The following is a 23,194-nucleotide window of genomic DNA, read 5'->3' as shown; positions in this document are numbered from 1 at the left end:
GAGGGAGGGGAGGGGCGGCGTCAACGCCGCCCGGAGACCCACTGCCCGTCGTCGTCCTCCCAGTCGCGCTCATCGGCGGTGTCGCCGGTGTGGCTCTGGGTGTGCAGTTCACGCTCAAGCGCCGACAGGTCGGTGTCGGGGCTGAAGTACTTCAGCTCGCGAGCAACCTTGGTCTGCTTGGCTTTGGCCCGGCCGCGCCCCATGGCGTGACCCCCTCGTGAATCTGCCGGGGCGGCACCACGGGTCCGATGGCCCTCGAGGAGGGCCATCCAGCTCCGCGGGGCGGCTCCGGGAATGGTGTGCATATCGTGCTGCCAACGATACATGGCCCGGGGGCGTGACGGTGACCGGACCGCCCGGGCGCGACCGGGTGGGCAGGGTGTCCGGTCAGCGGGACGGCGGCGTGTCGCCGCGCCGCAGCCACGGGGTCCGACCACCGCCGGCGATGCGCCGCTCGGCGAGGCGGTCGGCCGCCACGGCGGGCGTCACGCCCTCCGCGTCGGCGGTCCGCAGCACCTCGCGGGTGGCCTCGAAGATCGTCCGCGTCCGGGCCCGGGCCCGCTCGAGGTCGAAGCCGTGGAGCTCGTCGCTGACCTGGATGACCCCGCCCGCGTTGACGAGGAAGTCCGGGGCGTACGTGATGCCCCGGGCGGCCAGCCGGTCCGCGGTCTCGTGGGTGGCGAGCTGGTTGTTCGCGCCGCCGCAGACGACGCGGGCCCGCAGCGTCTCGACGGTGACGTCGTCGAGGGCGGCGCCCAGCGCGTTGGGGCTGAAGACGTCGAGGTCGGTGCGCGCGAGCTCCTCGGCGTCGGCGACGACCGTGACCTCCGGGTGGCGGGCCAGGAGGCGCTCGACCGCGGCGGCGTCGACGTCGGTGACGACGACCTCCGCCCCGTCCTCGAGCAGGTGCTCGGTGAGCCGTGCCCCGACCTTGCCCGTGCCGGCGATGCCGACGCGCCGCCCGGCGAGGGTGGGCTGGCCCCAGACGTGCTCGGCGGCGGCGCGCATCCCCTCGAAGACGCCGAGGGCGGTGAGCAGCGAGGAGTCGCCGGCCCCGCCGCGCTCGGGGGAGCGGCCGGTGGCCCAGCGGGTCTCCTCGGCGACCACGTCCATGTCGGCGACGTAGGTGCCGACGTCGCAGGCCGTGACGTAGCGACCGTCGAGCGACTCGACGAAGCGCCCGTAGGCGCGCAGCAGCTCGGGGGTCTTGTCGCGGTGCGGGTCGCCGATGACGACCGCCTTGCCACCCCCGTGGTCGAGCCCGGCCAGGGCGTTCTTGCTCGACATCGCCCGCGAGAGGCGCAGGACGTCGGCGACGGCGGCGTCCATCGACGGGTAGGGGTGGAATCGGGTGCCGCCGAGGGCCGGACCGAGGGCGGTCGAGTGCAGCGCGATGACGGCGCGCAGCCCGGTGGCGGGGTCGGAGCAGAAGACGACCTGCTCGTGGCCCGCGAGGTCGACGAGGTCGGTGGGGGGCATGCGGCCACGGTAGACCGCGCGGCGGGGCGGCGACGGTCCTCGCCCCGTCCGTGACCCGTCCGGCCGGACGGGGCGGGGGCGGCCGGGCGCTGGTAGACCGGATGGACGCCGTCGGCGCGCCTGCGCGGGCCGGCTGCATCCACCCCCTGCCCCCGGCACACGGCAAAGGAGCCGAGATGGCCTTCCCCGGTCTGCAGCACGTCGCGATCACCGTCACCGACCTCGAGCGCAGCACCCGCTGGTACTCGGCCCTCTTCGGCGCCGACCCGGTCCTCGACGAGGACGAGGAGGGCGGCCGCTTCCACCACACCGTCTTCGTCCTCGAGGGCGGCCAGCTCTTCGGGCTGCACACCCACCAGGGCCGCGAGTCGGGTGACGCCTTCGACGAGGAGCGCACCGGCCTCGACCACGTCGGGTTCGCCGTCGGCTCCGTGGCCGAGCTCGAGCAGTGGCAGGCTCGCCTCGACGAGCTCGGCGTCGAGCACGGCGGCGTCAAGCGGGCCGGCTACGGGGTCGGCCTGTCCTTCCGGGACCCCGACAACATCGCGCTGGAGCTGTTCACCGGCCCCGAGTGACCGGATTCGCCCGCTGGTGGAGCCCTCGCAGCGGATTCGCAGCGTTGTCGGTCACGCTCGTCCCGTCGCTGCACCCGGGGGGACCGGGCGCGGCGGCTCCCGCGTCGGCAGGGGGTGGCGGCGCGGGACTCGTCGTCAGGGGGGTGCGGACCGGTCGGAGGGGGTCGGTCCGCACCGGACGGGGGGTCCGGTGGCCGGCGTCGACAGGGCGCCGCGCCGCCGACCGGTCCGCCCGCGCGCCCGGTGTAGCAGGATGGCGACATGAGCGCAGCGCAGGGCATCAGGGTCGGGTACAAGGCGTCGGCGGAGCAGTTCGCGCCGGGCGAGCTGGCGGGCTACGCGGTCCTGGCCGAGGAGCTCGGGCTGGACTCGGTGACCATCTCGGACCACTTCCAGCCGTGGCGGCTCGAGGGCGGGCACGCCCCGAACTCGCTCGCGTGGATGTCGTGGGTGCTGGCGCGCACCGAGCGGGTCATGGTCGGGACCTCGGTGATGACGCCGACCTTCCGCTACAACCCGCCGGTCGTCGCGCAGACCTTCGCGACGCTGGCCTGCCTGGCGCCCGGGCGCGTGATGCTCGGCGTCGGCACCGGGGAGGCGCTCAACGAGATCGCCGTCGGCTCGGTCGCCGAGGGCGAGTGGCCCGAGTTCAAGGAGCGCTTCGGGCGGCTGCGCGAGGCCGTGACCCTCATGCGGCAGCTGTGGACCGAGCCGCGCGTGACCTTCGAGGGCGAGTACTACCGCACCGAGGACGCCGCCATCTACGACCGCCCGGACACCCCGGTGCCCGTCTACATCGCCGCCGGGGGCCCGATGGTCGCCCGGTACGCCGGCCGCCACGGCGACGGGTTCATCTGCACCTCCGGCAAGGGCGAGGAGCTCTACCGCGACCAGCTCGTGCCCTCGGTCGACGAGGGGATGGACAAGGCCGGGCGCGACCACGCCGAGATCGACCGGATGATCGAGGTCAAGGTCTCCTACGACCCCGACCCCGAGCGGGCGCTGGAGAACTGCCGCTTCTGGGCGCCGCTGTCGCTCTCGGCCGAGCAGAAGCACTCCATCCACTCCCCGGAGGAGATGGAGCGCGCCGCCGACGAGCTGCCGATCGAGCAGGTGGCCAAGCGCTGGATCGTCGCCTCGCGCCCCGAGGAGGTCGTCGAGACGATGCGGTTCTACACCGACCTCGGGTTCGACCACCTCGTCGTCCACGGGCCCGGCCACGACCAGGAGCGCTTCCTGCGCACCTTCACCGAGCAGGTCCTGCCCGGGCTGCGCGAGCTCGTCCCCGCCGCCCGGTGAGCGCGGGGTCGTCCGTCGCCGCGTCCGGGCCGCTCGCCGGCGTCCGCGTCGTCGAGCTCGGCGGCATCGGGCCCGCGCCGTTCGCGGCGATGGTCCTCGCCGAGATGGGGGCCGACGTCGTGCGCGTCGACCGGCCCGGCGCCCCGAGCGACGTCGACGCCTCGGGCGGGCTGCGGCGCTCGCGGCCGAGCATCGCCGTCGACCTCAAGCACCCCGACGGGGTGGCCGCCGTGCGGCGGCTCGTCGCGGGGGCCGACGTGCTGCTCGAGGGGTTCCGGCCGGGGGTGCTCGAGCGGCTCGGGCTCGCGCCCGACGACCTGCTGGTGGACAACCCGCGCCTCGTCGTCGGCCGGATGACCGGCTGGGGGCAGGAGGGGCCGTGGGCGCCGCGGGCGGGCCACGACATCACGTACGCCGCGCTGTCCGGGACGCTGCACGCGATGGGCGGCGCCGAGCGGCCGGTCGCGCCGGTGCCGGTGCTCGCCGACTTCGCCGGCGGGGCGATGTACCTCGTGTCCGGCGTGCTGGCGGCCCTCGTCTCGCGGGGGACGACGGGCCGCGGCCAGGTCGTCGACGCGGCGATGGTCGACGGCGCCGCGCACCTGCTGACGCTCGTGCACACGATGCTCGGGGCGGGGGAGTGGACGGACCGGCGCCGGTCGAACGTCCTCGACGGCGGGGCGCCCTTCTACGACGTGTACCCCTGTGCCGACGGTCGGTTCGTCGCCGTGGGCGCGCTGGAGCCGCAGTTCTGGCGCGAGCTGCTGCGGCTGCTCGAGGTGTCGGTCGAGGGGGACCAGTACGACCCCGCGACGTGGCCGGCGCAGCGCGCGGCGTTCGAGGCGGCCTTCGCGCAGCGGACCCGCGACGAGTGGGCGGCGCACTTCGAGGGCTCGGACGCGTGCGTCGCGCCGGTGCTCTCGCTCGAGGAGGCGCACCGGCACCCGCACCACGCGACGCGGGGGTCGTTCGTGCCCGGGCCCGGCGGCTCGCCGGTGCCGCGGCCGGCGCCGCGGCTGTCGGGGACGCCCCTCGGCGTGCCGGGGCCCGAGCCGGTGCCGGGCGAGCACACGCGCGAGCAGCTGCTGGCGCACGGGTTCGGGGCCGACGAGGTCGAGGCGCTGCTCGCGTCCGGGGCGGTCGTCCAGGCCTGACCGCCGTCAGGTGGTGGGGTAGGGGCCGCCGTCGGCGAAGACGGTGCGTGCGAACCGCTCTCCCATCAGCCCGTGCGTCTCCTCGTCGGGGTGCAGGGCGTCCGGCAGCGGGTGGGCGGCGACGTCGTCCGGGCCGTACATCGCGAGGCCGTCGACGAGGTGGAGGTGCGGGTCGTCCGCCCGGCGCTGCTCGACGACGCGCGCGAGCTCCTCGCGGACGGTGCGCAGGGTGAGTCGGCCTGCCGGCACCTCGGCGGGGTCGCCGGTGGCAACGAAGACGAGCCGGCCCTCGCGCAGCGCCTCGACATCGACCGAGCCCGGCCCGGGCGTGTCCTCGTGGATGGGGCAGAGGACCGGCGTGACGACGAGCAGCGGCGTGGCCGGGTGGCCCTCGCGGACCGTGTCGAGGAAGCCGTGCAGCGCCGGCCCGAGGACGCGGCGGCGCATCAGGTCGCCCCCGACGATGTTGATGCCGACCTTGAGGCTCAGCAGGTCGGCGTCGAGGTCGCGCATCGTGCGGGCGACGAAGGGGTCGAGGACGGCCGAGCCGCCGAAGCCGAGGTTGACGAGGTCGAGCCCGGCGGTGCGGGCGGCGACGACGGGCCAGGTGCCGGTGGGGCGGACCGCGTTGCTGCCGTGGCTGATCGAGCTGCCGTGGTGGACCCAGCGCGGGCGGTCGGTGCGTGCCACGGCGGTGACGGGGGCATCGGCGCGCAGCGCCACGAGCTCGATGCCCTCCTGGTGCGGCAGCCACAGCTCGACGGTCTTCTCGCCGGCGGGCAGCGGGAAGCGCACGGTGCCGGGGCCGCCCTCGACGAGGGTCGTGGCGCCGGTCGTCATGTCGGTGGTCAGCAGGTCGCCGTTCGGCACGACGGCGCCGTCCGTCACCTCGCCGTCGACGACGAGGTCGACCTGGCCCTCCGGCCGCGCCGGGGCGCCGGTCAGCGCCCGCCGGGTGACGACCGCGTCGAGCTCGACGGCCGTGGCGACGGTCCGCAGCACGAGGCGCACACCCGCCGGCTGGCCCTCGTTGATCGCGAGCATCGGGTCGGCGTTCTGGGCGCGGGCCCAGGTCGGCAGCCGGTGCGGGCGCAGGCCGCCGTCGGTCGTCTCGAGCTCGACGGCGCCGTGCACGAGGTCGGGGGTCAGGGGGACGGGCTGGAGTCCGGTCACGGGGCACAAGTCCACCACCCGCCGCCGCTGCGCGGGCGTGCAGGGTGCGGTTGGATGGCGGGATGAGCAGCGCACGGGTCCGCGTGGAGGCGGACGGGGCCATCGGACGGATCACCCTCGACGCCCCGGAGCGGCTCAACGCCGTCGACCCCGAGATGTGCGCCGCCGTGACCGAGGCCGTGCGTCGCTTCGACGCCGACCCCGACGTGCGAGTCGTGTCGCTGACCGGGGAGGGGCGCGGGTTCTGCTCCGGCGCACCCCTGACCGCCGAGGGGGCGCAGATGGGCGTGCTCGACGCCGGCGCCGACCTCGTCCGGGCGATCGTCGGGTCGCGGACGCCGGTCGTGGCGCTGGTTCACGGGGTGGCGGCCGGCATCGGGGTGCCGATGGCGCTCGCCTGCGACTACGTGCTGGCCGCCGACGAGGCGCCGTTCGTCCTCGCGTTCAGCCGGATCGGGCTCATGCCGGACGGTGGCTCGACCGCCCTCGTCGCCGCCGCCGTGGGCCGGGCACGGGCGATGCGGCTCGCGCTGACCGGCGAGGCGCTGCCCGGCCGCACCGCCGCGGAGTGGGGCCTCGTCGCCGAGTCCGTGCCGGCCGACGGGTTCGTCGCGCGGGCCGACGAGCTGCTCGCCGCCTTCGCCGCGGGGGCGACGCTCGCGCTCGGCGAGACCAAGGCCGCCGTCAACGCCGCCACGCTCGACCTCGAGGGGGCGCTGGCCCGTGAGGACGCCGGCCAGCGGGCGCTCGCGACCACCGCCGACCACCGCGAGGGCGCGGCGGCGTTCGTCGGCAAGCGCCGCCCGGAGTTCCGCGCCCGCTGACCTCCGCGCCCCGTCGGGCGTGCACGAACTGACGCTTTCGTCGATTGCTGCACGCTCGCGGCGGGGCCGGGCGTGCAGCAATCGTCACATTCGTCGAATGCTGCACGGTCGGGGCGGAGCGGGGTGTGCATCGATCGACACTTTCGTCGAATGCTGCACGGGTGAGGGCGTCAGGATGGCGTCAAGAGGCCGTCAGCGCCGCGTCACCGCGCGGGATGCGGCGGTGGCCCGCTGGTGTGGTGGGCCGCATGTGGGAAGACCTCCTCGCAGGCGCCATCGGCCTGCTCCTCCTCGGCTACCTCCTCGACGCGCTCGTGCGCCCCGACCGGTACTGAGGGGCGCCGCACCATGTCCATCGCCCTCCAGACGGCCACCGCCGTCCTCCTCGTCGCCGCGATCCTCGCCGCGACCCACGTCCCCCTCGGTGCCTGGATCCACCGCGTCTTCACCGACGAGCGCGACTGGCGCGTCGAGCGCGTCGTCTACCGGCTCGTCGGGGTCGACCCCCGCACCGAGCAGCGCTGGCAGGGCTACGCCGGCTCGGTGCTGGCCTTCGCCGTCGCCTCGGTCGCGCTGCTCTTCCTCCTGATCCTCGGCCAGGGCCTGCTGCCGTGGAGCCTCGGCCGCTCGATGCACTGGGACACCGCGCTCAACACGGCCGTCTCGTTCACGACGAACACCAACTGGCAGTCCTACTCCGGCGAGTCCGGCGCCGGCCACGCCGTGCAGATGCTCGGGCTCACCGTGCAGATCTTCGTCTCGGCCGCCACCGGCATCGCCGTGGCCGTCGCCCTCCTGCGCGGTCTGGCCCGCCGGCACTCCGACCGGCTCGGCAACTTCTGGGTCGACCTGACCCGCGCGACCGTGCGCATCCTCCTGCCGATCGCCGCCGTCGCCGCCGTTCTCCTGCTGCTCGGCGGGGTCATCCAGAACCTCGCCTCGCCGCACAGCATCGAGACGCTGACCGGCGTCCAGCAGACGATCCAGGGCGGTCCGGTGGCGTCGCAGGAGGCCATCAAGGAGCTCGGCACCAACGGCGGCGGGTTCTTCAACGCCAACTCGGCGCACCCCTTCGAGAACCCCGGCCCGTGGACCAACCTCCTCGAGATCGTCCTCATCCTCCTCATCCCGTTCGCGCTGCCCTACACCTACGGCCTCATGGTCGGCGACCGCCGCCAAGGCGCCGTCGCGGTCGGCGTCATGGGCACCCTGCTCGTCGGCAGCATCGTGCTCGCCACGTGGGCCGAGGCGCACGCCGCGGCCGGCCCGCTCGGCTCGATGGAGGGCAAGGAGCAGCGGTTCGGGGTCGTCTGGTCCAGCCTCTTCGCGTCCGTGACCACCGGGACCTCGACGGGCGCGGTCAACTCGATGCACGACAGCTACAGCGCGCTCGGCGGCGGTGTGCCGCTGGTCAACATGCTGCTCGGCGAGCTCTCGCCCGGCGGCGTCGGCACCGGCCTGTACTCCTACCTCGTCGTCGTCGTGCTTGCCGTCTTCATCGCCGGCCTCATGGTCGGACGCACCCCCGAGCTGCTCGGGAAGACGGTGGGGCGCACCGAGATCACGAGCGCCGCGCTGGTCACCCTGACGATGCCCGCCCTCGTCCTGCTCGGCACCGGCCTGTCGGTCGTCCTCCCGACGGCGCTCGACGCCCGCGCCAACGACGGGCCGCACGGCCTCTCGGAGCTGATGTACGCGGTCGCGTCCGCGTCCAACAACAACGGCTCGGCGTTCGCGGGGCTCTCGGCCGACCAGCCCTACCTCAACCTGCTCCTCGCGTTCTGCATGTTCGCCGGACGCTTCGTGCCGATCGTCCTCGTGCTGCGCCTCGCCGGGTCCCTCGCGGCCCAGGGCCGCCGGCCGGTCACCGCCGGGACCATGCCGACGCACACCCCCCTGTTCACCACGCTCGTCGTCGGCACGGTCATCGTCGTCGCCGGCCTGACGTTCTTCCCGTCCCTCGCCCTGGGACCCATCGCGGAGGCCCTGTCATGACCACGTCCCTCGCGCGCACCGCCTGGCAGAACCTGCCCGCGGCGTTCGCCAAGCTCGACCCGCGCCACCTCTGGCGCACCCCCGTCATCATGGTGGTCTGGGTCGGGTCCGTCCTCACGACGGTGCTCTCCGTCCTCGACCCGTCGGTCTTCTCGATCGCGGTCACGGTGTGGCTGTGGGCGACCGTGCTGTTCGCCAACCTCGCCGAGGCCGTCGCCGAGGGCCGGGGCAAGGCGCAGGCCGACACCCTGCGCCGCACCCGGACCGAGACCGTCGCCCGGCGGTTGCGCGAGGACGGCACCGTCGAGGAGGTCCCCGGCACGGCGCTCCTGCTCGGCGACCGCGTCGTCGTCGAGGCGGGCCAGGTCATCCCCGGCGACGGCGACGTCGTCGAGGGCGTCGCGACCGTCGACGAGTCGGCGATCACCGGCGAGTCCGCCCCCGTCATCCGCGAGTCCGGCGGCGACCGCTGCGCGGTGACCGGCGGCACGACGGTCCTCTCGGACCGCGTCGTCGTCCGCATCACGAGCAAGCCCGGTGAGACCTTCATCGACCGGATGATCGCGCTCGTCGAGGGCGCCTCGCGGCAGAAGACGCCGAACGAGATCGCGCTCTCGATCCTCCTGACGACGCTGACGATCATCTTCGTCCTCGCCGTCGCGGCCATCCAGCCGATGGCCGTCTACTCGGGGCAGCGGCTCTCGCTCGTCGTCCTCGTCGCGCTGCTCGTCTGCCTCATCCCGACGACCATCGGCGCGCTGCTGTCGGCCATCGGCATCGCCGGGATGGACCGGCTCGTGCAGCGCAACGTCCTCGCGATGTCCGGCCGCGCCGTCGAGGCGGCCGGCGACGTCAGCACCCTGCTGCTCGACAAGACCGGCACCATCACCTTCGGCAACCGGCGCGCCAGCGAGCTCGTGCCCGTCGGCGGCGCCTCGCGGGCCGACCTCGCCCGCACGGCGTACCTCTCCTCGCTCGCCGACGAGACGCCCGAGGGCCGGTCGATCGTCGAGTACACCGTCGAGGACGGCGTCGACGCCGACGCGCTCGGCGACGTCGTGGCCCTGCGCCGGGCCGGCGCCGAGGTCGTCGAGTTCAGCGCGACGACGCGGATGTCGGGCGTCGACCTGCCCGACGGCACGCGGGTCCGCAAGGGCGCCGGGAGCGCCGTCACCGCCTGGGTCCGCGAGAACGGTGGCACGGTCGGCGGCGACCTCGAGATGCACGTCGACGCCATCAGCGGGTCCGGCGGCACGCCGCTCGTCGTCGCCGAGGCCGCGCCGGGCGGGGCGCCCACCGTCGTCGGCGTCGTCCACCTCAAGGACGTCGTCAAGCCCGGGATGCGCGAGCGCTTCGAGCAGCTGCGGGCGATGGGCATCCGCACGGTGATGATCACCGGCGACAACCCGCTGACCGCCAAGGCGATCGCCGAGGAGGCCGGCGTCGACGACTACCTCGCCGAGGCGACGCCCGAGGACAAGATGGCGCTCATCAAGAAGGAGCAGGCCGGCGGACGCCTCGTCGCGATGACCGGTGACGGCACCAACGACGCGCCGGCGCTCGCGCAGGCCGACGTCGGCGTCGCGATGAACACCGGCACGTCGGCCGCGAAGGAGGCCGGCAACATGGTCGACCTCGACTCCGACCCGACGAAGCTCATCGACGTCGTCGCCATCGGTAAGCAGCTGCTCATCACCCGCGGCGCCCTGACGACGTTCTCGATCGCCAACGACGTCGCGAAGTACTTCGCGATCATCCCCGCGATGTTCGTCGGCATCTTCCCCGGCCTCCAGGCGCTCAACGTCATGGGCCTCTCCAGCCCGGAGTCGGCAATGCTCAGCGCCGTCATCTTCAACGCGCTCGTCATCGTCGCGCTGATCCCACTGGCGCTCAAGGGCGTCCGTTACCGCGCCCTGTCGGCGCACGCGATGCTGCGCCGCAACCTGCTCGTGTTCGGGCTCGGTGGGGTGGTCGTGCCGTTCGTCGGCATCAAGCTCATCGACCTCGTCGTCTCGCTCGTCCCCGGTCTCTGAGGTGACCACCATGACCCGTCAGCTGTCCGCGGCGCTCAAGGCGCTGCTCGTCCTCACCGTCCTCTGCGGCGTCCTCTACCCGGCCGCGATCCTCACTGTGGGGCTCCTCGTCCCCGACCGCGCGGCCGGCCAGCCGGTGGAGGTCGGCGGCCGCGAGGTCGGCTCGGCCCTCCTCGGCCAGCCGCCGAGCGGCGCCGAGTGGTTCCAGGGCCGTCCCTCGGCCTCCGACGCCTCCGGCGAGACGAGCGGTGGCTCCAACCTCGGCCCGTCGAACCCCGACCTCGCGACCGCGGTCGCCGAGCGCGAGCAGGCCCTGCGCGCCGCCAACCCCGCTGCGCCGCAGGACATCCCCGCCGACGCCCTGACCGCGTCCGCCAGCGGCCTCGACCCCGACGTCTCACCGGCCTACGCCCGCTGGCAGGCGCCGCGCGTGGCGGCCGCCCGCGGCCTGGACGTGTCCCAGGTGCTGCGCCTGGTCGCCGACCACGTGCGCCCCGCACCGCTCGGCGGGGTCCTCGGGCAGGAGCGCGTCAACGTCCTCGAGCTCAACGTCGCGCTCGCCGCCCTCGGCCGCGGGTGAGAATGGCGTCATGGCACGCGGTCGGCTGCGCATCTACCTCGGGGCGGCCCCGGGCGTCGGCAAGACCGTCGCCATGCTCGACGAGGGGCACCGGCGGCTCGACCGCGGCACCGACGTCGTCGTCGGCCTCGTCGAGACCCACGAGCGGGCGCACACCCGGGCGCTGCTCGAAGGCCTCGAGCTGGTTCCCCGCGCGCGGGTCGGCCACCGCGGGGCGACCCTCGACGAGATGGACCTCGACCGCCTGCTGGCGCGTCGGCCGCAGGTCGCCCTCGTCGACGAGCTCGCGCACACCAACGCGCCCGGATCGCGGAACGAGAAGCGCTGGCAGGACATCGAGGAGCTGCTCGAGGCCGGCATCGACGTCGTCTCGACGGTCAACGTCCAGCACCTGGAGTCGCTGAACGACGCCGTCACGGCGATCACCGGCGTCGTCCAGCGCGAGACCGTGCCGGACGCCGTCGTGCGGGCCGCGGACCAGATCGAGCTCGTCGACATGTCGCCCGAGGCGCTGCGCCGCCGGATGGCGCACGGCAACGTCTACGCCCCCGAGAAGGTCGATGCCGCGCTGGCCAACTACTTCCGGGTCGGCAACCTCTCGGCGCTGCGCGAGCTCGCCCTGCTCTGGCTCGCCGACCGCGTCGACGAGGGCATCGGCCGCTACCGCGCCGACCACGGCATCGACGCGACGTGGCCGACGCGCGAGCGGGTGGTCGTCGCCGTGTCCGGCGGACCGGAGGGCGAGGTGCTCCTGCGCCGGGCGGCGCGCATCGCGGCCCGTGGCGCGGGTGGTGAGCTGCTGGCCGTCCACGTCGCGCGTTCGGACGGCCTCGCCGGGCCGACGCTGCCCGACCTCGTGACGCAGCGGCGCCTGACGGACGAGCTCGGTGGCTCCTTCCACACGGTGACCGGCGACGACCTGCCCGAGGCCGTGCTCGACTTCGCCCGCGGGGTCAACGCGAGCCAGGTCGTCATCGGCTCCTCGCGGCGCGCACGCTGGCGGACCCTGCTGTCCCCCAGCACGACCGAGGAGGTCATCACCCGCTCCGGCGACATCGACGTGCACGTCGTCACGCACCGCTTCGCACACGGCAAGGGGCGCCGCGTCTCGCGGGCGGCGCTGCCGAAGCGTCGCGTGCGGCTGGGGTACGCCCTCGCCGTGGTCGGCCCCTTCGTCCTCACCGAGGCGCTCGTCGGGCTGCCGGAGGACCCCGACCTGCCACTCACCGTCCCGCTCTTCCTCCTGCTCAGCGTCCTGACGGCGCTCCTGGGCGGCATGGGACCGGCGCTCGTGGGGGCCCTGACGTCGTCGCTCTTCCTCAACTGGTTCTTCACGCCGCCGACCGGGGGCCTGACCATCTCGCAGCCGCAGAACGCCGTCGCGCTGCTCGTCTTCGTCCTCGTGTCGGCGGCCGTCGCCTGGGTCGTCCACCGCAGCGCCCGGCGGGCCGACCGCGCCCTGCGCGCGCAGGCCGAGGCGTCCGCGCTGGCCGAGCTCAGCCACACCCTGCTCGGCTCGACCGACCAGCTCGCGCTGCTGCTGACCCGGGCGGTCGAGATGTTCGGGGCCGAGGCCGCGGCCGTCGTCCACCGTGGCCGGTCGGGCTCCGAGGTCGTGGCGGCCACCGACGCCTCGCTCACGCCCGACGACCTGCGCCGGGAGGGGCTGCCCCGCGCCGAGGCCGACGACGCGCACGACCTCGTCCTCGTCGGCGCCGCCGTCCCCGCCGGACGCCAGCGGCTGCTGGCGGCCTTCGCGGCGCACGCGGGGGCCATCCTCCAGCGGCGCTCGCTCCAGGCGTCGGCCGGCGAGGCCGCGGCCCTGGCCCGCGACAACTCGGCCCGGACGGCGCTGCTCTCGGCCGTCTCGCACGACCTGCGCACCCCGCTCGCGGGCATCAAGGCGGCCATCGGCAGCCTGCGCTCGAGCGAGGTGACCTTCAGCCCCGAGGACGAGGCCGAGCTCGAGGCCGCCATCGAGGACTCGGCCGACCGGCTCGACGCCCTCATCGGCAACCTCCTCGACATGTCGCGCCTGCAGGCCGGCGCGCTCGTCGCCCACCCGCGGGCCGTCGACCTCGGCGAGGTCGTGCCCGGGGTCGTCGCCGCCGTCGCCGAGCCGGAGCGGGTGCAGTGGCATCTCGACCCCGCGGCGCGCGTCGTGCACAGCGACGCCGGGCTGCTCGACCGGGTGCTCGGCAACGTCGTCGAGAACGCCCTGCGCCACCAGCCCGCACCCGGCTGTGTGCGGGTCACGACGAGCGCGCTCGGCGGGCGGGTGCACGTCCGGGTCGTCGACACCGGTCCCGGGGTGCCGGAGGGCGACCGCGACCGCATCTTCCTGCCCTTCCAGCGGCACGGCGACGCACCGGGTGGGGACGGCGTCGGGCTCGGCCTCGCCGTGGCCCGCGGGCTCGCCGAGGCGATGGGTGGCAGGGTGACCGCCGAGGACACCCCCGGTGGCGGCCTGACGATGGTCGTCGACCTGCCGAGCGAGGAGGAGAGCGGATGAGCCAGCGCGTGCTCGTCGTCGACGACGACCCCACGCTGCGCCGCACGCTGCGCATCAACCTGCGGGCCCGCGGCTACGAGGTCGAGGAGGTCGGTACGGCCCACGACGCGCTGACGACCGTCGCCGACGCCCCGCCGGACCTCGTCGTGCTCGACCTCGGGCTGCCGGACCTCGACGGCGTCGAGGTGCTGCGGCGCATTCGCGCCCGCTCCCGCGTCCCCGTCGTCGTGCTCTCGGCGCGCCACCAGTCCGACGACAAGGTCGAGGCGCTCGACGAGGGCGCCGACGACTACGTCACCAAGCCCTTCGGGATGGACGAGCTGATGGCCCGGGTGCGCTCGGCGCTGCGGCGCGGCGGTGAGGACGAGGGGCTGGCCGCGGTCGGACCGGTCGTCACGGACGCGTTCACGCTCGACTTCGCGACGCTGGCGGCGACGCGCGACGGCGCTCCCGTGCACCTCACCCCGACCGAGTGGCGGCTGCTCGCCGAGCTCGCGCGCCACCGCGGCCGCGTCGTCACCCAGGCCGACCTGCTGCGGGCGGTCTGGGGGCCGGGGTACGGGCGCGAGTCCAACTACCTGCGTGTGTACGGCAACCAGCTGCGCCGCAAGCTCGAGGCGGACCCGTCGGCGCCGCGGTACATCGTCACGGAGCCCGGCATCGGGTACCGCCTGGCGGTCTGAGCGGGGCCCGTCCGTCCCGGCTGCGGTCCGGCCACGCGTCGTGGGGTCCCTAGGGTGGACGGCGTGCCCGTCGTCCGCTCCGCCCCGACCCGTGACCTGCCCGCCGAGGTGCTCTACGCGCTGATGCGCCTGCGGCAGGACGTCTTCGTCCTCGAGCAGGAGTGCCTCTACCCCGACCTCGACGGCCGCGACCTGGAGCCCGGGGCCGTGCAGTGGTGGTCCGAGTCGGGGTCCGGTGAGGTCGTCGCGACGCTGCGGGTGCTCGACGACGGGGGCGGGGTGCTGCGCATCGGGCGTGTGGCGACGGCGGCGTCGGCCCGCGGGGCCGGGGTGGCGCGCGAGCTGGTGCTCGCCGTGCTCGCGGCGACCCGCGGCCCGGTCGTCCTCGATGCCCAGAGCCACCTCGAGCACTGGTACGCCGGGCTCGGGTTCGCACGCGACGGTGCCGAGTTCGTCGAGGACGGCATCCCGCACGTGCCGATGCGCCTCGCGCGCTGACGCCCTCCCTGTCGGTGGCGGCGGGCAGGATGACCGGATGGACGTCACGCTGGCCGAGCTCGTCGCCACGTCGCAGGAGGTCGCGGCCACGCGCTCGCGCACCGCGAAGACCGAGGCCATCGCCACGCTCCTCGCCCGTGCCGACGCCGCCGAGGTCGGCACCGTCGTCGCGTTCCTCTCCGGGGTGCTGCCGCAGCGCCGGCTGGGCATCGGCCACCGCTCGCTCTCCCGGCTGCCCGAGCCGGCCGGTGACCCGACGCTGACCGTCGCCGAGGTCGACGCCGCGTTCGACCGGCTCGCCGCCACGGCCGGGGCCGGGTCCACGGCGTCCCGCCGGGCCGAGCTGGGCGGGCTCCTCGGCCGGGCGACCGCCGACGAGCAGCGGTTCCTGCGCGACCTCATGACCGGCAACCTGCGTCAGGGCGCGCTGGACGGCGTCGTGCTCGCCGCCCTGGCCCGGGCCTTCGAGGTGCCCGACGCCGTGGTGCGCCGGGCGGTCATGCTCGCCGGCTCGACCCACGAGGTCGCCGGCATCGCCGCCACCGGCGGCCGGCCGGCCCTCGAGGAGGTCGGGCTCGTCGTGGGGCGGCCGCTGCGCCCGATGCTCGCCGGGTCGGCCAAGACGACGGACGAGGCGGTCGAGGGCTTCGGCGGGGCCGAGCTGCTCGTCGACGGCAAGCTCGACGGCATCCGCGTCCAGGTGCACCGGCGCGACGGCGAGGTCACGGTCTTCACCCGCAGCCTCGACGAGATCACCGAGCGGCTGCCCGAGGTCGTCGAGGCGGTCGCGGCCCTCCCCGGCGGCGACCTCGTGCTCGACGGCGAGGCCATCGTCCTCGGTGAGGACGGTCGGCCGGCGCCGTTCCAGGTGACCGGGGCGCGCACCGCGAGCTCGGCCGACGTCGAGCGGCTGCGGGCCGAGGTGCCGCTGACGACGTTTCTCTTCGACGTGCTGCACGCCGACGGTCGCGACCTCGTCGACGCGCCGGCCCGCGAGCGGCACGAGGTGCTCGCCACGCTGGCCCCCCACCTGCTCGTGCCCCGGCTCGTGACGGCCGACCCCGCCGAGACCGCGGCCTTCTTCGGGCGGCTGGTCGCCGACGGCCACGAGGGGGTCGTCGTCAAGGACGCCGCCGCGCCGTACGCCGCGGGGCGTCGGGGGAGCGGCTGGGTCAAGGTGAAGCCGACGCACACGCTCGACCTCGTGGTGCTCGCCGTCGAGCGGGGCTCCGGCCGCCGGCGCGGCTGGCTGTCCAACATCCACCTCGGGGCCCGCGATGCCGGGACCGGCGAGCTCGTCATGGTCGGCAAGACGTTCAAGGGGATGACCGACGAGATGCTGCGCTGGCAGACCGAGCGGTTCACCGAGCTCGCCGACGGGCCGAGCGACGGGTACGTCGTGACGGTCCGCCCCGAGCAGGTCGTCGAGATCGCCCTCGACGGCGTGCAGCGCTCGACCCGCTACCCGGGCGGCGTCGCGCTGCGGTTCGCCCGCGTCCTGCGCTACCGCGACGACAAGCCGGTCGACGAGGTCGATACCCTCGCCGCGGTGCGCGCCCTCGGGGGGTACTGAGCCGACCGTCGCGTCGACGGTCGGCTCGGGCGCCGCGCCGTCAGCGGCGGCGCCGACGGCGAGCGTCCGGGTCGGGTGGGCTGCCGCCGAGGATGCGCACGAGCGACGAGACGACGCCCGCCACCCCGCCGACGATCGCCACCACGAGGACGGCCCGCAGGAGCACGCGCCCGGGGCCGGACACCGCGACCGGGAAGAGGTCCCAGGCGGCGACTGCCGCGGCGAGGCCGACGGCGGAGGACGTGAGGTCGGCGACGGCCCGCCACCACCGGGTCCGGACGACCAGGGCGACGGTCTCGAGCACGACCCCCGTCCACAGGGCGCCGACGACCCAGGGCACGAGCTGTTCGGCGGCCGGGGTGAGCAGGGTGAGGGTGCGCCAGCCCGGCCGGACCTCGACGAGGTAGAGGAGGGCCAGCCCGATGACGGCGGCGGCGGCGGAGACCGCGCGAGGTGGGAGGGAACGGGTCCCGGCTCGCGGCGGGGACGACCGGGCGAGGGCTGCGGACATCGTGGTGCTCCTACCGGCGGCGGCGTCGGAGAGCCGCGCCGCCGGGGCGCGCACCCCCGCCTCCTCGATCGTCCCACCGGGCGGGCAGGCCGGCGGCCGGCTGGGAGGGACGTCACGTGGAACGGGTCGGGGGTGGCCGGCGGCGGGGTCGCGGACGTCCCGAGGACCGTCGGCGGGCGGCGGCGCGGGCGAGGGAGAAGTGCTCTGTCGGCCGCTGTTGTTCGCTTCCACCCCTGGAGCAACCAGGACGAGCGGTCGCACGTGCGTCACCTGCTGGAGCAACCAGGACGAGCGGTCGCGCGTGCGTCACCTGCTGGAGCAACCGGGACGAGCGGGCGGTTGCTTTCCTGCGACATGCTTCCGACCGCTCGTCATGGTTGCGTCGTCGACGGGAGCGAACGACAGCGACGGGCGGACCCCCTTCTCCTGGCGCCGTCGTCCTCAGCCGACGTGCGGCTCGCCTCCCGGCGTCCCGCCTGTGGATCCTCGGCCGTCCTCCCCCTCGTCCCCGGCGCCCGGCCGGCCGCCGGTAGACCGGCTCGCCGCCGCACCGGGCAGCCACCCGGCTGGCACGATGCCGGGATGGAGGACTCCCGGGGCATCTGGACGATGACGGCCGACGTCGATCTGCTCCTGCGTCTCGCGGGCAGCGGCGTCGACTGGGTTGCCCTCGACGCGCAGCACGGCGCCCTCGACCGCGCCGCCCTCCACGCCGCCGGCCGCGCGCTGACCTCGGCCCACCACCCGTTCCTCGTCCGCGTCCCCGCCGTCGACCCCGCCTGGATCGGAGCCGCTCTCGACGCCGGGGCCCACGGGGTGGTCGTGCCGTCGGTTACCGGCGCCGGCGACGCCGAGCGCGCGGCCCTCGCCTCCCGCTACCCGCCCCTCGGGGACCGCAGCTGGGGCCCGTGGTCCCCGATGTGGGGGGTCGACGCGCCGGACACCGCCACCGCGAACGAGGTCGTGCGCTGCTGGGCGATGGTCGAGACCGTCGGCGCCCTCGACGAGGTCGAGCAGATCGCGGCGACCCCCGGCGTCGACGGCCTCTTCGTCGGCCCGCTCGACCTCGCGCTCGCGCTCGGCACGACCGTCGACGCGCTCCTCGACGACGTCTCCCCCGAGGGCCCCCTCGCCCGGGTCGTCGCGGCCGCCGACCGGCAGGGGATCCTTGTCGGCGCCTTCGCGGGCAGCCCGGCGGTGGCCCGCCGGCTGCGGGCGCACGGCATCGGGTTCCTCGCGGTGACGACCGACGCGGGCGTCGTCGCGGCCGGCGTGCGCGCGGTCCTCGACGAGCTGGGCCCGCGCGAGGCCTGACCGCACGGCCATCCGCGTGGACCGCACGCGACGAACCACGCGGCGTGACCCTCCTCGACGACGTCCGCGCGCTCGCGATGCAGGTCTCGGCGCGGTTCACCGTGCGTTACGGCGAGCCGCTGCGGTTCGCGGGCAGCGACCTGCCGGCGCCGCAGCGCCTGCGCCTGCCGACGCGCCACGGGCCGGTGCGGGTCGACCTGTACCGCCCGCCCGGTGTCGAGGCGCCCCCGGTCGTCGTCCACTTCCACGGCGGTGCCTTCGTCATGCGCTACCCGGAGATGGACGACTGGTGGTGCCGCTACCTCGCCGCGACCGCCGGTGTCGCGGTGGCGAACGTCGACTGGTCCGTCGGCCCGCAGGCGCGCTACCCCGTCGGCCAGGAGGAGGGGCACGACGTCGTCGCCCACCTCGCGGCGGCGGGGCACGAGCACGGCCTCGACGGAACGCGCCTCGTCGTCAGCGGGTTCAGCGCCGGCGGACAGGTGGCGGCCGCGGTCTGCCTCATGGCGCGCGACACGGGGTCGTGCGCGCCGGTCCTCCAGGTCCTCGGCGTCCCCGCGCTCGACCTCGCCTCCGAGGTCGAGGACCGCCCGGGGATGGTCGACCCGGCCCTGCGTCGCCTCGTCCGCCGCGTCTACTTCCCGGACGTCGAACGCCGCGGGGAGCCCTACGCCTCACCGCTGCTCGCGCCCGACCTGGCGGGCCTGCCGCCGACCGTCGTCCTGACCGGCGAGCGCGACGCCCTGCGACCGGACGGCGACCGGTACGCCGCCCGGCTGCGCGCCGCCGGCGTCGACGTGCTGCACGACGTGACGCCGGGCGCCGACCACTACTTCCTCACCGGCGACCCGGTGCGCGCCCGGCTGACGATGCGGATGGTCGTGGCGCGCATCCAGGAGGCCTGCGCGGCAACCCGACCCGAGGCCTGACCGGGGACGGCGGTCAGAAGCCCGTCGGCCGCCGCGGCGTGTAGGCACGCTCGAGAGCGGCCACCTCGTCGTCCGTCAGCTCGAGGTCGAGCGCGGCGACGGCGTCCGGCAGGTGGTGCGGCTTGGTGGCGCCGACGATCGGGGCGGTGACGACCGGGTTGCGCAGCACCCACGCCAGCGCGACGGTCGACATCGCCACCCCGCGCTCGCGCGCCACGGCCTCGACCGCGCCGACGATCTCGCCGTCGCCGTCCTGGTAGAGGCGCTTGCCGAACTCGTCGGTGTCCGACCGCCCGGTCTGCTCGCCCCACGGCCGCGCGAGCCGCCCGCGCGCCAGCGGGCTCCACGGCAGCGCGCCGAGCCCCTGGTGCTCGAGCAGGGGGAACATCTCCTGCTCCTCCTCGCGCATGAGGAGGCTGTACTGGTCCTGCATCGTCACGAAGCGGGTCCACCCGCCCAGGTCGGCAGCGTGCTGCATCGTCGCGAGCTGCCAGGCCCACATCGACGACGCCCCGATGTACCTCGCCTTGCCGGCGCGCACGACGTCGTGGAGGGCCTCCATCGTCTCCTCGACGGGGACCTCGGGGTCGAAGCGGTGGATCTGGTAGAGGTCGACGTGGTCGGTCTGCAGCCGACGCAGCGAGGCGTCGACCTGCTCGAGGATCGCCTTGCGGGAGAGGCCGCTCCCGCCGGGACCGTCGTGCATCCGGCCGTGCACCTTGGTGGCGAGCACGATGTCCTCGCGCCGGCTGTAGGTCCGGATCGCCCGCCCCACGAACTCCTCGGACGTCCCCGCGCTGTAGACGTTCGCGGTGTCCCAGAACGTGATGCCGAGCTCGACGGCCTGCCGGAAGAACGCTCCGGACGCCTCCTCGTCGAGAGCCCACGGGTGGTAGCCGCGCGAGCCGTCGGCGTAGCTCATGCAGCCGAGCGCTAGCCGGCTGACGGTGAGCCCGGTGCTGCCGAGGCGGGTGTACTCCATCGAGGTGCTCCTTCGGTCGGGATGCTCACCGCATCATGCGCCCCGACCACCTCCGCGGCCGGCGCCGGGTGCACGCCGACCGCACCGTGGACGCGTCGACCCGCGCGGCGGTGCGCGAGCCACCACCCGCCGAGCGCGAGGCCGCCGACCGGCACCTCCATCCCGACGACGAAGGCGCGGTAGAGCAGCACCCCGGCGGCGGCCGGCGCGGCAGGGGTGCCGAGCGCGGTGAGGGCCCCGGCCATCCCGACCTCGACGACCCCCGTCGCGCCCGGCGTGATGACGAGCATCGACAGCAGGCGCTCGACGACGAAGGCCGACGCGACGAGCAACGGCGCCGACGGCGCGCCGACGACGACGAGGCACGCCCACAGCAGGAGGGCCTGGAAGAGCGCGTAGAGGACCTTCGCCCCGAGCATCCGCGCCCAGCCGCGCCGCACGAGGTCCGCGCTCTCGGCGCGGAAGCGGGCTCCCCGCTCGCCCCAGCCCTCCGGGGCCGCGGGCACCCGGCGGTGGCGGGCGGCGAGGCGGTCGAGCGCGCGCCCGGCCCTCCGCACGGTGCGGTCGTCACGCCCGACGAGGACGACCCCGGTGAGGAGGACGAGGAGCAGAAGCAGGCCGAGCGCCCCCGGGACCGCCAGGCGCGCGGTGCCGCGGTCGCCCGACAGGGCGAACCAGCAGAGCACGACCCCCGGCAGGAGCAGCTTGACCGCGGTGTCCGCGAGGTTGGTCACCAGCGCCCAGCGTCCGAAGGCGGCGGAGCCGAAACCCCAGCCCCGGGCCATCCGCCAGTTGACGACCGTGCCCGCGGCGCCGCCGAGCGGCAGGAGGTTCGAGACGCACGAGCCGGACAGGTTGAGCAGGAGCGCCCGGCGGTGGCTGAGGCCCGGCAGCGCCGCCGTGAGCGACGGGGTGTGCACCCAGAGGCCGGCCAGCCACAGGACGGTGAGGAGCCCCAGCTGCAGCGGGCTCGGATGGGTCAGGGCCTGGGCGATGGGCTGCCACGACGTCCCCGCCACCCGCGGCAGCGCGACCGCGAGCACGACGACGGCGGCCGCCGTCCCGAGGGCCAGCCGCAGCCCCGGACCCCACATCCTCGTCATGGTCACCACGGTGGCGTGCCTCCCCCTGCCCGCACATCAGGGGTGACCCGGACATCGACCCCGGGCCCACGGTAGCGAGCGAGCGGCGGCGTCGCCCCGGGTTTGCGGTCGTGTCGCGCGCGGCGCCGCTCCGCACGCACCCCCGCGGCCGGCCCCGCGCGGCGCTCAGGCCCGGCGCGGGCGGGCGTAGAGCCGACGGGCCAGCCACCAGCCCGCGACCGCCATGACGACGCACCAGCCGGCGGCGAGCCACGCGGTCCCGGCCGTCACCCCGGTGCCGAGGAGCAGGCCGCGCAGGGCGTCCATGACGGGCGTGAACGGCTGGTGCTCGGCGAACCAGGCGAGGCCGGCCGGCATCGACTCCGTCGGCACGAACCCGCTGCCGAGGAAGGGCAGGAGGACGAGCGGCATCGGGTAGTTGCTCGCGCTCTCGACGGTGCGGGAGGCGAGCCCGAGCGCCACCGACAACCACGACACGGCGAGGGAGAGCCCCGTGAGGAGGGCGAGGACGAGCAGCCAGTCGGTGAGCGACGCCCGGGGCCGGAACCCGACGGTCAGCCCGACGCCGGTGACGACGGCCATCGAGGCCACGGACTGGATGGTCGCGGCGAGCACGTGCCCGGAGAGTACGGCGCCGGGGGAGATCGACAGCGTCCGGAACCGGTCGATGATGCCCTGCGTGGTGTCCATCGCCATCGTCGTGGACGTGCCCTGCGCGATCGACGCGACGGTCATCACGAGTATGCCGGGCAGGACGTAGTCGGCGTAGGTCCCGCGCCCGCCGCCGGCGACCGGCCCGAGGCCCGCGCCGAGTGTGCCCCCGAAGACGAGGACGAAGAGGACGAGCAGGACGACGGGCACGAGCAGGACGATGACCGTCAGCTCCGGGTAGCGGCGGGCGTGGCGCAGCTGCCGCCCGAGCATGGTCATCGCGTCGGCGACCGGGTGCGAGCGGGTGGGGACGGGGGTGCTGACGGTGCTCATCGCAGGGCCTCCTCGGCCGGGTCGGCGGGGGTGGGGCGCCCGGTGAGGGCCAGGAAGACGTCGTCGAGGTCGGGGGTGCGGATGGTGAGGTCGTCGACCCGGACCTGCGCGTCGTCGAGCCGGTCGAGGAGCGTGCGCAGGACGGCGACGTCGCCGGAGCCCGGCACGTCGAGGGTCAGCGCGTCAGGGTCGGGCTCGCCGCCCACCGCTCGCCGCGCGGCGTCGAGGGCGGCGTGGTCGGCCACGGTGAGGCGCACGTGGGCGCCGGGGACGCGGCGCTTGAGCTCGGCCGGGGTGCCGTCGGCGACGACCCGCCCGCCGTCGAGGAGCGAGACGTGGTCGGCGAGCTGGTCGGCCTCCTCGAGGTACTGCGTGGTCAGCAGGACGGTGACGCCCTCGGCCACGAGCTCGCGCACGACGTCCCAGGTGGACCGTCGGCTGCGGGGGTCGAGGCCGGTGGTCGGCTCGTCGAGGACGAGGATGCTGGGCCGCCCGACGAGCCCCATCGCGAGGTCGAGGCGGCGGCGCATCCCGCCGGAGAACGTGGACGGCCGGCGGTCGGCGACGTCGGCCAGCCCGAAGCGCTCGAGCAGCTCGGCGGAACGTCGACGCACCTCGGCGGCGGGCAGGTGGTGCAGCCGGCCGACGAGGACGAGGTTCTCCCGGGCGGTCAGGAGGTCGTCGACCGCGGCGAACTGCCCGGTGAGCCCGATGCAGGCCCGGACGAGCCGAGGCTCGCGCGCGACGTCGTGGCCGAGGACCGCCACCGTGCCGGCGTCCGGCGCGACGAGGGTCGTGAGGATGTTGACCGTCGTCGTCTTGCCGGCGCCGTTGGGGCCGAGGAGCGCGTGGACGGTCCCGGGCGCGACCGTGAGGTCGGCACCGGCGAGGACGACGTGGTCCCCGAAGGACTTGTGCAGGCCGCGGATCTCGACTGCCGGGGTGCTGGTCATGTTGGTCCTCTCGAGCGGTTCCGGGTGGTGGGCAGGGCGT

At 75.2% G+C, this 23,194-nt stretch carries 22 protein-coding genes; 14 read left to right on the top strand and 8 right to left on the bottom strand.

Translation table 11 applies throughout. From position 1 onward, the window contains the following. Positions 1 to 20: 20 nt before the first annotated feature. Both KMZ30_RS11585 and KMZ30_RS11580 read right to left on the bottom strand, forming a co-directional pair. Positions 21 to 203 (bottom strand): DUF3073 domain-containing protein, encoded by a 183-nt coding sequence (locus tag KMZ30_RS11585; RefSeq protein WP_030526932.1) that lies wholly within the window; start codon positions 201 to 203, stop codon positions 21 to 23. Positions 204 to 387: 184 nt separating this feature from the next. Continuing rightward, positions 388 to 1,479 (bottom strand): Glu/Leu/Phe/Val family dehydrogenase, encoded by a 1,092-nt coding sequence (locus tag KMZ30_RS11580; protein ID WP_215512139.1) that lies wholly within the window; start codon positions 1,477 to 1,479, stop codon positions 388 to 390. A 176-nt stretch (positions 1,480 to 1,655) separates the two neighbouring features. Here KMZ30_RS11580 and KMZ30_RS11575 point away from each other — a divergent pair, with 176 nt between their 5' ends. The 3 genes from KMZ30_RS11575 (at position 1,656) to KMZ30_RS11565 (ending at position 4,507) form a co-directional block, all read left to right on the top strand. Next, on the top strand, positions 1,656 to 2,054 hold the full coding sequence (locus tag KMZ30_RS11575) for a VOC family protein (RefSeq protein ID WP_030526930.1): 399 nt from the start codon (positions 1,656 to 1,658) through the stop codon (positions 2,052 to 2,054). A gap of 261 nt (positions 2,055 to 2,315) precedes the next feature. Continuing rightward, on the top strand, positions 2,316 to 3,353 hold the full coding sequence (gene fgd, locus KMZ30_RS11570; protein ID WP_215512140.1) for a glucose-6-phosphate dehydrogenase (coenzyme-F420): 1,038 nt from the start codon (positions 2,316 to 2,318) through the stop codon (positions 3,351 to 3,353). Beyond that, a complete protein-coding gene (locus KMZ30_RS11565) occupies positions 3,350 to 4,507 on the top strand; it encodes a CaiB/BaiF CoA transferase family protein (RefSeq protein WP_215512141.1) in 1,158 nt (385 codons plus the stop codon). Before fgd ends, KMZ30_RS11565 begins: the two co-directional genes overlap by 4 nt. Positions 4,508 to 4,513: 6 nt before the next feature. Here the strand turns inward: KMZ30_RS11565 and KMZ30_RS11560 are convergent, their stop codons facing one another. Continuing rightward, a complete protein-coding gene (locus KMZ30_RS11560; protein ID WP_215520016.1) occupies positions 4,514 to 5,680 on the bottom strand; it encodes an SGNH/GDSL hydrolase family protein in 1,167 nt (388 codons plus the stop codon). A gap of 62 nt (positions 5,681 to 5,742) precedes the next feature. Between KMZ30_RS11560 and KMZ30_RS11555 the strand changes: the two genes are divergently transcribed. The 9 genes from KMZ30_RS11555 to KMZ30_RS11515 all read left to right on the top strand — a co-directional run bounded on the left by KMZ30_RS11555 (position 5,743) and on the right by KMZ30_RS11515 (position 16,378). Beyond that, positions 5,743 to 6,504, top strand: a complete 762-nt coding sequence (locus KMZ30_RS11555; RefSeq protein WP_215512143.1) for an enoyl-CoA hydratase-related protein — start codon at positions 5,743 to 5,745, stop codon at positions 6,502 to 6,504. Between the two features lie 248 nt (positions 6,505 to 6,752). Next, on the top strand, positions 6,753 to 6,839 hold the full coding sequence (locus KMZ30_RS11550) for a potassium-transporting ATPase subunit F (RefSeq protein WP_226901984.1): 87 nt from the start codon (positions 6,753 to 6,755) through the stop codon (positions 6,837 to 6,839). 13 nt (positions 6,840 to 6,852) lie between these two features. Continuing rightward, a complete protein-coding gene (kdpA, locus tag KMZ30_RS11545; protein WP_215520015.1) occupies positions 6,853 to 8,499 on the top strand; it encodes a potassium-transporting ATPase subunit KdpA in 1,647 nt (548 codons plus the stop codon). After that, complete coding sequence (gene kdpB, locus KMZ30_RS11540) at positions 8,496 to 10,532, top strand: potassium-transporting ATPase subunit KdpB (protein ID WP_215512146.1); 2,037 nt, start codon at positions 8,496 to 8,498, stop codon at positions 10,530 to 10,532. The genes kdpA and kdpB overlap by 4 nt, the downstream gene beginning before the upstream one ends. A gap of 10 nt (positions 10,533 to 10,542) precedes the next feature. Next, positions 10,543 to 11,112 (top strand): potassium-transporting ATPase subunit KdpC, encoded by a 570-nt coding sequence (gene kdpC, locus KMZ30_RS11535; RefSeq protein ID WP_215512147.1) that lies wholly within the window; start codon positions 10,543 to 10,545, stop codon positions 11,110 to 11,112. A 10-nt stretch (positions 11,113 to 11,122) separates the two neighbouring features. Beyond that, the gene (locus KMZ30_RS11530; RefSeq protein WP_215512148.1) at positions 11,123 to 13,624 is read left to right on the top strand and encodes a sensor histidine kinase; all 2,502 of its coding nucleotides are present in this window, start codon (positions 11,123 to 11,125) and stop codon (positions 13,622 to 13,624) included. Then, positions 13,621 to 14,307: a response regulator transcription factor gene (locus KMZ30_RS11525; protein ID WP_215520014.1), complete on the top strand. Its 687-nt coding sequence runs from the start codon at positions 13,621 to 13,623 to the stop codon at positions 14,305 to 14,307. Before KMZ30_RS11530 ends, KMZ30_RS11525 begins: the two co-directional genes overlap by 4 nt. Before the next feature lie 63 nt (positions 14,308 to 14,370). Then, a complete protein-coding gene (locus tag KMZ30_RS11520) occupies positions 14,371 to 14,805 on the top strand; it encodes a GNAT family N-acetyltransferase (RefSeq protein WP_308279628.1) in 435 nt (144 codons plus the stop codon). A 37-nt stretch (positions 14,806 to 14,842) separates the two neighbouring features. Beyond that, on the top strand, positions 14,843 to 16,378 hold the full coding sequence (locus KMZ30_RS11515; RefSeq protein ID WP_215512150.1) for an ATP-dependent DNA ligase: 1,536 nt from the start codon (positions 14,843 to 14,845) through the stop codon (positions 16,376 to 16,378). 40 nt (positions 16,379 to 16,418) lie between these two features. Here the strand turns inward: KMZ30_RS11515 and KMZ30_RS11510 are convergent, their stop codons facing one another. After that, positions 16,419 to 16,889 (bottom strand): hypothetical protein, encoded by a 471-nt coding sequence (locus KMZ30_RS11510; protein WP_215512151.1) that lies wholly within the window; start codon positions 16,887 to 16,889, stop codon positions 16,419 to 16,421. Between the two features lie 582 nt (positions 16,890 to 17,471). Here KMZ30_RS11510 and KMZ30_RS11505 point away from each other — a divergent pair. Both KMZ30_RS11505 and KMZ30_RS11500 read left to right on the top strand, forming a co-directional pair. Further along, the gene (locus KMZ30_RS11505; RefSeq protein WP_215512152.1) at positions 17,472 to 18,203 is read left to right on the top strand and encodes an HpcH/HpaI aldolase family protein; all 732 of its coding nucleotides are present in this window, start codon (positions 17,472 to 17,474) and stop codon (positions 18,201 to 18,203) included. A 44-nt stretch (positions 18,204 to 18,247) separates the two neighbouring features. After that, the gene (locus KMZ30_RS11500) at positions 18,248 to 19,132 is read left to right on the top strand and encodes an alpha/beta hydrolase (protein ID WP_215512153.1); all 885 of its coding nucleotides are present in this window, start codon (positions 18,248 to 18,250) and stop codon (positions 19,130 to 19,132) included. A 13-nt stretch (positions 19,133 to 19,145) separates the two neighbouring features. Here the strand turns inward: KMZ30_RS11500 and KMZ30_RS11495 are convergent, their stop codons facing one another. The 4 genes from KMZ30_RS11495 to KMZ30_RS11480 all read right to left on the bottom strand — a co-directional run bounded on the left by KMZ30_RS11495 (position 19,146) and on the right by KMZ30_RS11480 (position 23,154). After that, positions 19,146 to 20,114 carry an aldo/keto reductase gene (locus KMZ30_RS11495; protein WP_215512154.1) on the bottom strand — a complete coding sequence of 323 codons (969 nt, stop codon included), beginning with the start codon at positions 20,112 to 20,114 and terminating at the stop codon, positions 19,146 to 19,148. Next, positions 20,066 to 21,217 (bottom strand): lysylphosphatidylglycerol synthase transmembrane domain-containing protein, encoded by a 1,152-nt coding sequence (locus KMZ30_RS11490; protein WP_215512155.1) that lies wholly within the window; start codon positions 21,215 to 21,217, stop codon positions 20,066 to 20,068. Before KMZ30_RS11490 ends, KMZ30_RS11495 begins: the two co-directional genes overlap by 49 nt. 165 nt (positions 21,218 to 21,382) lie before the next feature. Further along, positions 21,383 to 22,201 (bottom strand): ABC transporter permease, encoded by an 819-nt coding sequence (locus KMZ30_RS11485; RefSeq protein ID WP_215512156.1) that lies wholly within the window; start codon positions 22,199 to 22,201, stop codon positions 21,383 to 21,385. After that, positions 22,198 to 23,154, bottom strand: coding sequence for an ATP-binding cassette domain-containing protein (locus KMZ30_RS11480; RefSeq protein ID WP_215512157.1), 957 nt, complete (start codon positions 23,152 to 23,154; stop codon positions 22,198 to 22,200). The genes KMZ30_RS11485 and KMZ30_RS11480 overlap by 4 nt, the downstream gene beginning before the upstream one ends. Between the last annotated feature and the right edge of the window lie 40 nt (positions 23,155 to 23,194).

This window comes from Phycicoccus mangrovi, from assembly GCF_018729305.1.
In the GTDB taxonomy this organism is placed as follows: domain Bacteria; phylum Actinomycetota; class Actinomycetes; order Actinomycetales; family Dermatophilaceae; genus Phycicoccus; species Phycicoccus jejuensis.
The sequence above is the reverse complement of the archived record's forward strand: the minus strand, read 5'-3'. Positions and strand labels throughout refer to the sequence as shown.

Bases quoted from the DNA above. Each gene is read 5' to 3' on its own strand.
- KMZ30_RS11585 (WP_030526932.1), bottom strand. From the start codon at position 203: ATGGGGCGCGGCCGGGCCAAAGCCAAGCAGACCAAGGTTGCTCGCGAG.
- KMZ30_RS11580 (WP_215512139.1), bottom strand. From the start codon at position 1,479: ATGCCCCCCACCGACCTCGTCGACCTCGCGGGCCACGAGCAGGTCGTC.
- KMZ30_RS11575 (WP_030526930.1), top strand. From the start codon at position 1,656: ATGGCCTTCCCCGGTCTGCAGCACGTCGCGATCACCGTCACCGACCTC.
- fgd (WP_215512140.1), top strand. From the start codon at position 2,316: ATGAGCGCAGCGCAGGGCATCAGGGTCGGGTACAAGGCGTCGGCGGAG.
- KMZ30_RS11555 (WP_215512143.1), top strand. From the start codon at position 5,743: ATGAGCAGCGCACGGGTCCGCGTGGAGGCGGACGGGGCCATCGGACGG.
- KMZ30_RS11550 (WP_226901984.1), top strand. From the start codon at position 6,753: ATGTGGGAAGACCTCCTCGCAGGCGCCATCGGCCTGCTCCTCCTCGGC.
- kdpA (WP_215520015.1), top strand. From the start codon at position 6,853: ATGTCCATCGCCCTCCAGACGGCCACCGCCGTCCTCCTCGTCGCCGCG.
- kdpB (WP_215512146.1), top strand. From the start codon at position 8,496: ATGACCACGTCCCTCGCGCGCACCGCCTGGCAGAACCTGCCCGCGGCG.
- kdpC (WP_215512147.1), top strand. From the start codon at position 10,543: ATGACCCGTCAGCTGTCCGCGGCGCTCAAGGCGCTGCTCGTCCTCACC.
- KMZ30_RS11530 (WP_215512148.1), top strand. From the start codon at position 11,123: ATGGCACGCGGTCGGCTGCGCATCTACCTCGGGGCGGCCCCGGGCGTC.
- KMZ30_RS11525 (WP_215520014.1), top strand. From the start codon at position 13,621: ATGAGCCAGCGCGTGCTCGTCGTCGACGACGACCCCACGCTGCGCCGC.
- KMZ30_RS11515 (WP_215512150.1), top strand. From the start codon at position 14,843: ATGGACGTCACGCTGGCCGAGCTCGTCGCCACGTCGCAGGAGGTCGCG.
- KMZ30_RS11510 (WP_215512151.1), bottom strand. From the start codon at position 16,889: ATGTCCGCAGCCCTCGCCCGGTCGTCCCCGCCGCGAGCCGGGACCCGT.
- KMZ30_RS11505 (WP_215512152.1), top strand. From the start codon at position 17,472: ATGGAGGACTCCCGGGGCATCTGGACGATGACGGCCGACGTCGATCTG.
- KMZ30_RS11495 (WP_215512154.1), bottom strand. From the start codon at position 20,114: ATGGAGTACACCCGCCTCGGCAGCACCGGGCTCACCGTCAGCCGGCTA.
- KMZ30_RS11490 (WP_215512155.1), bottom strand. From the start codon at position 21,217: ATGACGAGGATGTGGGGTCCGGGGCTGCGGCTGGCCCTCGGGACGGCG.
- KMZ30_RS11485 (WP_215512156.1), bottom strand. From the start codon at position 22,201: ATGAGCACCGTCAGCACCCCCGTCCCCACCCGCTCGCACCCGGTCGCC.
- KMZ30_RS11480 (WP_215512157.1), bottom strand. From the start codon at position 23,154: ATGACCAGCACCCCGGCAGTCGAGATCCGCGGCCTGCACAAGTCCTTC.